This window comes from Parabacteroides hominis, assembly GCF_014287585.1.
Lineage (GTDB): Bacteria > Bacteroidota > Bacteroidia > Bacteroidales > Tannerellaceae > Parabacteroides > Parabacteroides hominis.
This window is the reverse complement of the sequence record NZ_JACOOJ010000020.1, coordinates 85,104-94,976: the sequence shown is the minus strand read 5'-3', so window position 1 is coordinate 94,976 and position 9,873 is coordinate 85,104. Positions and strand designations below refer to the sequence as shown.

Annotated in this window: 16 protein-coding genes; 2 read left to right on the top strand and 14 right to left on the bottom strand. The window is 43.6% G+C overall.

The window, feature by feature from the left end; translation table 11 throughout:
- Positions 1 to 1,130: 1,130 nt before the first annotated feature.
- On the bottom strand, positions 1,131 to 1,403 hold the full coding sequence (locus H8S65_RS12170) for a hypothetical protein (RefSeq protein ID WP_186930224.1): 273 nt from the start codon (positions 1,401 to 1,403) through the stop codon (positions 1,131 to 1,133).
- Between the two features lie 22 nt (positions 1,404 to 1,425).
- On the opposite strand from H8S65_RS12170, the gene H8S65_RS12165 reads away from it, so the two are divergent.
- Together H8S65_RS12165 and H8S65_RS12160 are read left to right on the top strand one after the other, a co-directional pair.
- Complete coding sequence (locus H8S65_RS12165; protein ID WP_186930223.1) at positions 1,426 to 1,869, top strand: HU family DNA-binding protein; 444 nt, start codon at positions 1,426 to 1,428, stop codon at positions 1,867 to 1,869.
- Positions 1,866 to 2,378: a glucosaminidase domain-containing protein gene (locus tag H8S65_RS12160; RefSeq protein ID WP_186930222.1), complete on the top strand. Its 513-nt coding sequence runs from the start codon at positions 1,866 to 1,868 to the stop codon at positions 2,376 to 2,378. The genes H8S65_RS12165 and H8S65_RS12160 overlap by 4 nt, the downstream gene beginning before the upstream one ends.
- A gap of 398 nt (positions 2,379 to 2,776) precedes the next feature.
- Here the strand turns inward: H8S65_RS12160 and rplQ are convergent, their stop codons facing one another.
- From rplQ to rplR, 13 genes are all read right to left on the bottom strand, one after another.
- The gene (gene rplQ, locus H8S65_RS12155) at positions 2,777 to 3,265 is read right to left on the bottom strand and encodes a 50S ribosomal protein L17 (RefSeq protein ID WP_186930221.1); all 489 of its coding nucleotides are present in this window, start codon (positions 3,263 to 3,265) and stop codon (positions 2,777 to 2,779) included.
- An 8-nt stretch (positions 3,266 to 3,273) separates the two neighbouring features.
- Entirely contained in the window at positions 3,274 to 4,266 is a 993-nt protein-coding gene (locus H8S65_RS12150) for a DNA-directed RNA polymerase subunit alpha (protein WP_005634785.1), read from the bottom strand.
- 12 nt (positions 4,267 to 4,278) lie between these two features.
- Positions 4,279 to 4,884, bottom strand: coding sequence for a 30S ribosomal protein S4 (rpsD, locus tag H8S65_RS12145; protein WP_186930220.1), 606 nt, complete (start codon positions 4,882 to 4,884; stop codon positions 4,279 to 4,281).
- A 123-nt stretch (positions 4,885 to 5,007) separates the two neighbouring features.
- Positions 5,008 to 5,397: a 30S ribosomal protein S11 gene (gene rpsK / locus H8S65_RS12140; protein ID WP_005634781.1), complete on the bottom strand. Its 390-nt coding sequence runs from the start codon at positions 5,395 to 5,397 to the stop codon at positions 5,008 to 5,010.
- Between the two features lie 11 nt (positions 5,398 to 5,408).
- Positions 5,409 to 5,789 (bottom strand): 30S ribosomal protein S13, encoded by a 381-nt coding sequence (rpsM, locus tag H8S65_RS12135; RefSeq protein ID WP_186930219.1) that lies wholly within the window; start codon positions 5,787 to 5,789, stop codon positions 5,409 to 5,411.
- Positions 5,790 to 5,824: 35 nt separating this feature from the next.
- A complete protein-coding gene (gene ykgO / locus H8S65_RS12130; RefSeq protein WP_005645768.1) occupies positions 5,825 to 5,941 on the bottom strand; it encodes a type B 50S ribosomal protein L36 in 117 nt (38 codons plus the stop codon).
- A 15-nt stretch (positions 5,942 to 5,956) separates the two neighbouring features.
- A complete protein-coding gene (infA, locus tag H8S65_RS12125) occupies positions 5,957 to 6,175 on the bottom strand; it encodes a translation initiation factor IF-1 (RefSeq protein WP_005634776.1) in 219 nt (72 codons plus the stop codon).
- A 16-nt stretch (positions 6,176 to 6,191) separates the two neighbouring features.
- Positions 6,192 to 6,977 carry a type I methionyl aminopeptidase gene (gene map, locus H8S65_RS12120; protein WP_186930218.1) on the bottom strand — a complete coding sequence of 262 codons (786 nt, stop codon included), beginning with the start codon at positions 6,975 to 6,977 and terminating at the stop codon, positions 6,192 to 6,194.
- A 5-nt stretch (positions 6,978 to 6,982) separates the two neighbouring features.
- Entirely contained in the window at positions 6,983 to 8,323 is a 1,341-nt protein-coding gene (gene secY, locus H8S65_RS12115; protein ID WP_186930217.1) for a preprotein translocase subunit SecY, read from the bottom strand.
- 3 nt (positions 8,324 to 8,326) lie between these two features.
- Positions 8,327 to 8,773: a 50S ribosomal protein L15 gene (gene rplO / locus H8S65_RS12110; protein ID WP_186930216.1), complete on the bottom strand. Its 447-nt coding sequence runs from the start codon at positions 8,771 to 8,773 to the stop codon at positions 8,327 to 8,329.
- 27 nt (positions 8,774 to 8,800) lie between these two features.
- The gene (rpmD, locus tag H8S65_RS12105; protein WP_005651341.1) at positions 8,801 to 8,977 is read right to left on the bottom strand and encodes a 50S ribosomal protein L30; all 177 of its coding nucleotides are present in this window, start codon (positions 8,975 to 8,977) and stop codon (positions 8,801 to 8,803) included.
- A 19-nt stretch (positions 8,978 to 8,996) separates the two neighbouring features.
- Positions 8,997 to 9,515 carry a 30S ribosomal protein S5 gene (gene rpsE, locus H8S65_RS12100; protein WP_115498103.1) on the bottom strand — a complete coding sequence of 173 codons (519 nt, stop codon included), beginning with the start codon at positions 9,513 to 9,515 and terminating at the stop codon, positions 8,997 to 8,999.
- A 5-nt stretch (positions 9,516 to 9,520) separates the two neighbouring features.
- On the bottom strand, positions 9,521 to 9,865 hold the full coding sequence (gene rplR, locus H8S65_RS12095) for a 50S ribosomal protein L18 (RefSeq protein ID WP_005634763.1): 345 nt from the start codon (positions 9,863 to 9,865) through the stop codon (positions 9,521 to 9,523).
- Positions 9,866 to 9,873 lie beyond the last annotated feature (8 nt).

Below are 9,873 nucleotides of genomic sequence, written 5' to 3'. Positions count from 1 at the left end.
TAATCTAAAATTTAATATTAATAATACAATAATTGAAATGTCCGTTCCATATATATGTACACGCATTAATAATGTACACGTGTTAACATTTGTATCTTGATAGCAAAAACCATCGTTTTAATTCGTCATTTTTACAGCACAAAAATACACATACTTTTTAAAACCACAACTCTTTTCTTGAAAAAAAATCTCACCTCTATATCCTTTCTTATCAATCAGATAGCAATTTAAGGACGAAAAACCGCCTTTTCAACACGAACTCCAAATATAGGCGAAAAAAATGACTAAAAAAAACGATCCTTTTTTTAGTCATTTTTCCTCCACCTAAACACTTGATCCCCAGTTATTTATTTCCAAAAACGACATTCTAAAAATTCATCAACGCCGCTTCCGTTCAAAAATCGGTGCTTTTTAGGGAAACCTCCGATGCTTACTGCGTTTCAGAGGGGTGCTTATTCGTTTTTGATCCGATGCCTATACGTTCGTTTTTCGGGTTTTCTCGAATTTAGCCCTAAAAACCTGCCAAATTTGCCAAATTTGCCGGGGGCATTTTAAATTCGACAACATGCTTTCCTCGCCCCGTCCTCTCGCAATAACCCATTCTTTCAGAGAACATTAGACCATTTTCGAGTAGTTCCCGAAGAAACTTACCGACAGTCGATTCAGAGATTTCACGGACATTTGCCTCCTTCACCACATCGGCACGTTTGAATGAGACAGGACAAGGCAACCGCACCAAAAGATCAAGGCTTAACCGTTCTTCTGCGGCCCTGTGCCAAAGCACGGGATCGCAAGAAGCAGGCAGTATCGGCAATCCTTAAAGAGCCGTCAGGCTCTATCTCCGGCCTAAGCTGGTGAGCGTTAAGCGCAGAGACCGAAGTGAGCGTCCGGAGCGTCTGCTGTCTGAGCGAAGCGAGTTTCAGACGCGACAGCGAACGAAGGGAACGGAGTAGCGAAGCAGGTTCGGCCTTGATCTTTTGGTTACTTTTGGATCAAGCCAAAAGTAACAGACAAACGTCCGTGAGAAGAGGATAAAGTGATCGTACACAGCTCCGTAAAAGCATGGAAATAGACCATTATTCAGCTATATATCAACACATTACCCACACCACACACCCTTTTGTACCATTTTAAAAGGAGGGGGGGGCAAATTTGGCAGATTTGGCAGATTTCGGGGCGGAATACGCCTCTCCACCACCACGCCCCCGGCAATATAGAGGGGCAGTTTTTTTCTTATATGCATCGGCTTCGTCTGCTTCACCGGCTCCGGTAAACCCGTGCAGGCAGGCGATCGCAGGGGTACAATCCGCGAAATAAACGAATGCTGTCGAAACTTCCGATAGCCGTATATACCTTTCCCGCGAGGCTGCCGGGCGTCGTATCTTTGTAATGTAATAATTCACTAACCCTTAATCTATTAATCGTATGTCAGTAAAGTACAAACTTGTTTTGAAAAAAGACTTGACCAAAGATGCGGCAGCAGATGCCAAACGGTATTATGCCTCGGCCAATGTCACCGGTATGATGGATTTCGACACGATCTGCGATGTGGTGGCAGACCGTTCGACAGCCAGCGACGGCGATGTGGCTCTCGTCTTGTTGGGACTGATCCGTTGCATGCAGGAAGCGTTGCTGCGTGGCGAAGTGGTCCAGTTGGGTGCATTGGGCAACTTCCGGATCTCGCTCGGAAGCTCTGGAGTGGTAAATGCGGACGATTTTCAGGCATCAATGGTCAGAAAGCCGCGAATAATCTTCTCTCCGGGAGTTAAACTACGCGAAATGATAGCCAAAGTGAGCCTTGAACGTATTGGACAAGAGACAGATAAATCCAATACAGGTGGTGAAGAAGAAAGACCTGGAGAATTATGAAACCAGCACAAATCAGCTTCGTAAAAGAGTGTCTGCCGGCAGCATTGTCGGCAGGGACTGCTTTCAACATGAATCCGCTGGTCATTCTGGCACAGGCGGCGTTTGAAAGCGGTTGGGGCACGAGCGACCTGGCAAAGGGCTTCCGGAACTATTTCGGACTGACCGCCTACGGTTGCAGCAACGCCTATTGGCACGGCGGGAAGACGACCGTAAAGGCTTCCGCCTATTCGCTGGATTTCCGCCGTTACGACACGCGAGAGAACTCCTTCCTGGATTTCGCCCGCCTGATCCGAAACAACTACCGCTCCGCCTGGCAGGTAAGCAACGACCCGCAGGCCTACGCAAAGGAGATCGCCTACAGCCCCTATATCAGCGAGCTGAACGGCGATAACCGGGAAACCTACCGGCACAGCATCATCCAGATCGCACAGACGATACAGGCTGTCATGGCTTTGATTGCTCCTCTTTCTTTACCGTCCCCTGAAGGGGACGGCAAAAGAGATGGTTGATGATAAAGCCGGTTCTTTTGAGGCCTTGCGGCAAGGGTGCGGACAGGCGGTTCAGACACTCCTCTTCCCTTGCCGTCCCTTGCCGTCCCCTTCAGGGGACGGAGAAAGAAAAATAAACATACAACCTTTTAAAAGCCCTTATCATGCAGAAAATCAGAAAGATTCTTGAATTTATCCTGGCTTTGTTGAATTTTTTGTTCCACTTTAAACCTGTACCGGATGAAACATCTCCCATCGACCCTGAAACTTTTCCTCGCCCTGCTCCTCAGGATCCTACGGAAAGGGATGAACCTCTATTTGAGACTGTCCGTTAGGATCAGGCTCTGGTAAAACGCAAAAAAGCCCGTCTGCGAAAGGCAGACAGGCTTTTTTTATTTGTTTGTTGAAATAAGCCGTAATTATTCAGCAGCTTTTTCTTCAGCAACCGGTGCTTCTGCAACAGGAGCTTCTGTTTCAGCAGTTGTAGACTTTTTACGAGAACGTCTTGTCTTAGTTGCTTTCTTGGCTGTAGCTGTCTTCAACATGTTTTCGTTGTAATCAACCAGTTCAATGAAGCACATGGCTGCGTTGTCACCCAGACGGTTGCCAGTCTTCAGGATACGAGTGTAACCACCCGGACGGTCACCGATCTTCTGAGATACTTCCTTGAACAATTCTGTTACAGCATATTTGTCTTGCAAATTGCTGAATACCACACGTCTTGAGTGAGTTGTATCCTCTTTAGACTTAGTGATAAGCGGTTCTACAAATTTACGAAGCGCTTTCGCTTTAGCAACAGTGGTGAAGATTCTCTTATGTTTGATAAGAGAACATGCCATGTTTGAAAGCATTGCGTTACGGTGAGTATTTGTACGACCTAAATGATTTATTTTTTTATTGTGTCTCATCGCTATACTTACTCTTTATCTAATTTATATTTAGTGATATCCATACCGAATGAAAGGTTCAGACTCTCAAGCAGTTCATCAAGTTCTGTAAGTGACTTCTTACCGAAGTTACGGAATTTCAACAGGTCATTCTTGTTGAATTTAACCAGTTCACCTAATGTTTCAACATCTGCGGCCTTCAAGCAATTCAATGCGCGAACGGAAAGATCCATATCCGAGAGCTTGCTCTTCAGCAACTGACGCATGTGAAGCACTTCTTCATCGAATTCCTCATTACCGTCAGTATCTACTGTCTCGATAGCAATCTTTTCATCTGAGAACAACATGAAATGGTGAATCAGAATCTTAGCTGCTTCTTTTAACGCTTCCTTCGGATGAATAGAACCATCAGTGGCTATTTCAAGAACCAACTTTTCGTAGTCCGTCTTTTGCTCAACACGGAAGTTTTCGATCGAATACTTGACGTTACGAATAGGTGTGTAAATAGAGTCGATTGCAATCACGTGCATGTCTGCATTCGGGTCTCTGTTTTCATCAGCGGGAACATATCCGCGACCTTTGTTAATCGTCAGCTCGATCTGGAAACCTGCGTTCGGATCCAAACGACAAATAACCAACTCAGGATTCAATACTTCGAATCCGGTCAGCTGTTTACCTATATCACCGGCTTTGAACACTTCCGAACCCGAAACAGTAATACTTACTTTTTCATTCTCTATGTCGTCTACAATATGCTTGAACCGTACTTGTTTCAGATTCAAGATAATGTTTGTCACATCCTCGATGACTCCGGGGATTGTACCAAATTCATGGTCAACCCCTTCGATCTTAATGGATGTAATAGCAAAACCTTCAAGCGACGACAGGAGAATACGGCGCAGAGCATTACCTATCGTAATACCATAGCCGGGTTCCAACGGACGAAATTCAAACTTTCCGAAGAAATTGTCCGCTTCCAACATTAATACTTTATCGGGTTTTTGAAATGCTAATATCGCCATGGAAATCAATTATTATTTAGAATACAATTCTACGATCAACTGCTCTTTAATGTTTTCAGGAATGTCAGTTCTTTCCGGCAGATGCAGTAATTTTCCGCTTAAAGAAGACTGATCCCATTCGATCCAAGGATACTTGCTGTGGTTGAAGCCTGACAGTGCGTCGGCAATCACTTCCAGAGACTTGGATCTTTCTCTAACACCAATAACCTGACCGGCTTTTACAGAGTAAGAAGGAATGTTTACAACCTTACCGTCTACTGTAATGTGACGATGAGAAACCAACTGACGAGCAGCAGCACGCGTCGGAGCGATACCCAAACGGAATACTAAATTGTCCAGACGGCCTTCCAGTAACTGCAACAGCACTTCACCGGTAATACCTTTTGAACGTGATGCCTTTTCAAACAGGTTTCTAAACTGTTTTTCCAATACACCGTATGTGTATTTAGCTTTCTGCTTCTCACGAAGCTGGATTCCGTACTCAGAAGTTTTTCTTTTGCGGGCGTTTCCGTGCTGTCCGGGAGGATAGTTCTTCTTTGAAAGAACTTTATCCGGTCCGAATATTGCCTCGCCAAACTTACGGGCAATTCTTGTTTTAGGTCCAGTATATCTTGCCATTTTTTTATTGTTTTAATGTTCTGTTCTGAATCTGGAACCGTGCAGCCGCGACTACAGAGAGGATAAGGTCTTTGTGTAATCTATTCACAATTCCGGATTCAATGTTCAAGAAACTATAGTTAATTATACTCTTCTCTTTTTCGGAGGACGACAACCATTGTGAGGAAGCGGAGTAACGTCAACGATTTCCGTTACTTCAATGCCTGCACCGTGGATAGTTCTGATAGCAGACTCACGTCCGTTACCCGGTCCCTTTACGAATACTTTTACTTTTCTCAAACCAAGATCGTAAGCTACTTTTGCACAATCCTGAGCTGCCATCTGAGCTGCATACGGAGTGTTCTTTTTAGAACTTCTGAATCCCATCTTACCAGCAGAAGACCAACTGATTACCTGACCTTCGCTATTAGCAAGAGATACAATAATGTTGTTAAAAGAAGAATGAATATGAGCTTGACCGTAAGCGTCAACTTTTACGTTTCTCTTCTTTGCTGCGACTGTTTTCTTTGCCATATCAATTCTTATTATTTAGTAGCTTTTTTCTTATTTGCAACAGTTTTCTTCTTACCCTTGCGAGTACGAGCGTTGTTCTTTGTGCTCTGGCCTCTCAAAGGCAAACCAATACGGTGACGAACACCCCTGTAACATCCGATATCCATCAGACGCTTGATGTTCAGCTGAACTTCGGAACGAAGATCACCTTCTACCTTATAATCTTCGCCAATGACTTCACGTACTTTTGCAGCCTGATCGTCTGTCCAGTCTTTCACTTTGATATCACGATCGATCCCTGCTTTGTCTAAAATGGATTTTGAAGCGCTACGACCAATACCGTAAATATAGGTCAAGGCAATTTCTCCTCTTTTATTTTGTGGCAAGTCTACACCAACTATTCTTATAGCCATATTACTTACTTAAATTATTTTGCAAAAATAATAAATTATCCTTGACGTTGTTTATACTTAGGATTTTTCTTGTTAATTACGTATAAGCGTCCCTTTCTTCTAACGATTTTGCATTCGGGAGTGCGCTTCTTTAAAGATGCTCTTACTTTCATATCTTGTTGTTTTTTTTATTTATATCTAAAAGCAATTCTACCTTTCGATAGATCATACGGAGACATCTCAACTCTTACTTTATCACCGGGAAGGATCTTGATGTAGTGCATCCGCATCTTCCCTGAGATATGAGCAGTGATTTCATGTCCGTTCTCTAATTCTACACGAAACATTGCGTTCGACAATGCTTCTACTATAACTCCATCTTGTTCAATTGCTGACTGTTTAGCCATATAAAATTAAATCAAATTAAATTGCGTTATTACCTAAAACTTCTTCTAAAAACTCGAATGAAGACAAGATCTGGGGTCCTTCGGGACGGATCGCGATACAATGCTCGAAATGAGCCGAACACTTTCTGTCTTTCGTACGGACTGTCCAACCGTCTTTTTCAAAAGCGACATTCTTGCTTCCCATATTGATCATCGGTTCTATGCAGATACACATACCGCTGCGTAACAAGGGACCGCAACCGGGGCGTCCGTAATTGGGGACTTCCGGCTCTTCGTGCATCTTACGTCCGATACCGTGGCCGACCAGCTCCCTGACAACAGAGTAGCCTTTCGATTCACAATAGGACTGTACGGCATGACTGATGTCTCCGAGGCGTTTGCCTTCGATGGCATGCTGGATTCCCAGGTAAAGCGATTCTTTTGTTGTCTTCAACAAGGCTTTCACTTTAGGATCGACTTCGCCCACACAAAACGTATAAGCCGAGTCGCCGACAAAACCATTCAACACCGTACCGCAGTCGACAGATATGACATCTCCCTCTTTCAGTATTATCTTCGAAGAGGGAATACCATGTACAACCTGTTCATTCACGGAAGCACATATGGAATTAGGAAAACCTCCGTATCCCAAAAACGCCGGAACCGCACCATTATCTCTAATGAATTCCTCGGCAATCTTATCGAGTTGAAGCGTATTGACACCGGGAGCGATATGTTTGGCCAATTCGCCAAGCGTCTTGCCCACCAGTTGATTCGCCGCACGCATCAACTCAATTTCTTCATCTGTTTTTAAATAGATCATTCTAATTAATAAGCACCAACCGCGCCTGAGCGACCTTTAATTCTTCCTGACTTCAACAAACCGTCATAATGACGCATCAGCAAATGACTTTCTACTTGCTGCAGTGTATCCAACACCACACCAACCAGGATCAACAAAGATGTTCCGCCAAAGAACTGGGAGAACGCCATACTTACACCGGCGATCCGGGCAAAAGCAGGCATGATAGCCACTAATGCGAGGAAGAATGCTCCCGGCAAAGTAATACGGTCCATGATGGTATCCAAATAATCTTTGGTACTCTTTCCCGGCTTAACACCTGGAATGAACCCGTTGTTTCTCTTCAGATCATCCGACATCTGAGTAGGATTGATCGTGATAGCTGTATAGAAATATGTAAACAAGATAATCAGTACAGCAAATACGAAGTTGTACCAAAATCCGGTATTGTCCATAAACGCAGCTACGAAACCAGACTGTTCGCCTGTGCTTGAGAAACCAACAATTGAAATAGGAATAAACATGATTGCCTGGGCAAAGATGATAGGCATCACGTTTGCTGCATTCACCTTAAGAGGGATGTACTGGCGTGCGCCACCATATTGTTTATTTCCAATGATCCGCTTTGCATACTGTACGGGAACCTTGCGAGTACCTTGTACCAACAGGATCGCACCTGCAATAACCAGCAAAAGGAACAACATTTCAAACAAGAACATAACCAGACCACCGGTTTTCTCACTTGTTCTCGAAATAAATTCTTCGAACAAAGAGTGCGGCAGACGGGCTATAATACCAACTAAAATGATAAATGAAATACCATTTCCAACACCTTTATCTGTAATTCTTTCACCAAGCCATAAGATAAACATACTTCCAGCAGCTAAGATAACTGTAGAGGAAATTGTAAACCATATACCTGCAGGCAAAGCTGCACCGGCGGCTTTCAGCTGTACACTTAAGTTAACAAGATACGTCGGACCTTGGAACAGAAGGATCATGACTGTCAGATAACGAGTCCACTGGTTGATCTTACGACGACCACTTTCACCTTCTCTCTGTAATTTCTGGAAAGAAGGAACTGCAATTGCCATCAACTGCATTACAATGGAAGCGGAGATATACGGCATAATCCCTAATGCAAAGATAGATGCATTAGAGAAAGCACCACCAGAGAACATATCCAACAACGCCAACAATCCGCCTCTTGTCTGTTCCTGCAAAGCGGTCAACGCTTTAGGATCAATACCCGGAAGAACAACGTATGTACCGAAACGGTATATAGCCACCAATAAAAGAGTGGTGAGGATCCGATTTCTCAGATCCTCTATCTTCCAGATATTTTTTATTGTTTCAACTGCTCTCATAACTTAGAGTTTAACAACAGTTCCACCTACTGCCTGGATAGCAGCTTCAGCACTCTTAGAGAAAGCGTGAGCTTCCACTTCAAGTTTAGCTGTCAAGTTGCCGTTAGCAAGAATTTTAACCAACTGGGAAGAGGAAATGAAACCTGCTTCGATCAGTTCGTTGATACCAATCTTAGAGAGCTGCTGAGCTTCAGCCATGCCCTGTAATGTAGAAAGATTGATAGCTTTATATTCAACGCGGTTAATATTCTTGAAACCAAATTTAGGTAAGCGTCTCTGTATAGGCATCTGACCACCTTCGAAACCGATTTTCTGCTTGTAACCGGATCTTGATTTCGCACCTTTATGACCTCTTGTTGAAGTTCCTCCTAATCCTGAACCCGGACCACGGCCGATTCTTTTTCTGGTCTTGGTAGATCCTTCAGCAGGTTTTAAATTTGATAAATTCATATCCTATAATTTATTTTTCAACCGTTATTACTTTACTACTGAAACCAAATGTTTCACTTTCTCAACCATACCCAGAATAGCCGGAGTAGCTTCATGTTCTACTACCTGGTTCATTTTCTTCAGACCCAGTGCATCAAGAGTTCTCTTTTGGTCTTTCGGGCATTTAATTCTACTTTTTGTCTGCTTAACTTTGATAGTTGCCATAACTTATTATCCTCCCTAATTAACCTCTGAATACTTTTTCTACTGCAACACCTCTGTTCTGAGCAACCATCAACGGGCTTCTTAACTCACTCAAAGCGGCAATAGTTGCCTTTACCAAGTTGTGAGGGTTAGAAGAACCTTTTGACTTAGCCAAAACGTCTGTGATACCTACACTTTCCAATACAGCACGCATAGCACCACCAGCTTTAACACCGGTACCGTGAGAAGCCGGTTTGATCAGCACCTGAGCGCCACCGAACTTAGCCAACTGTTCGTGAGGAATAGTACCTTTGTGAACAGGAACTTTGATCAGATTTTTCTTTGCAGCTTCAACACCTTTTGCGATAGCTGTCGTTACTTCACCGGCTTTACCCAAGCCCCAGCCAACGATGCCGTCTTCGTTTCCTACTACAACAATAGCAGCAAAACTGAATGTACGTCCACCTTTGGTTACTTTAGTTACGCGGTTGATTGCAACCAAACGGTCCTTCAACTCTATGTCGTTGGTCGACTTAACTCTATTATTAACTCCTGCCATCTTCATTAAAATTTAAGGCCGCCGTTACGTGCAGCATCAGCTAATTCTTTAATTCTCCCGTGATACAGGTAACCGTTACGGTCGAAAACTACAGCCTGTACACCAGCTTCCTGGGCAACTTTAGCGATCTGTTCTCCAACCTTGGCAGCAATCTCTTTTTTCGGAGCCTTAACATCCATCTTCAAAGAGGATGCTGCAGCCAGAGTCTTACCTGTAGTATCATCTATAACCTGTGCATAGATCTGCTTGTTGCTTCTAAACACAGTCAGGCGCGGACGTTCAGGAGTTCCTGAGATCTTACCGCGTACACCTGCTTTTATCTTTAATCTTCTTTCTTCCTTCGTTGTCATGATAATTT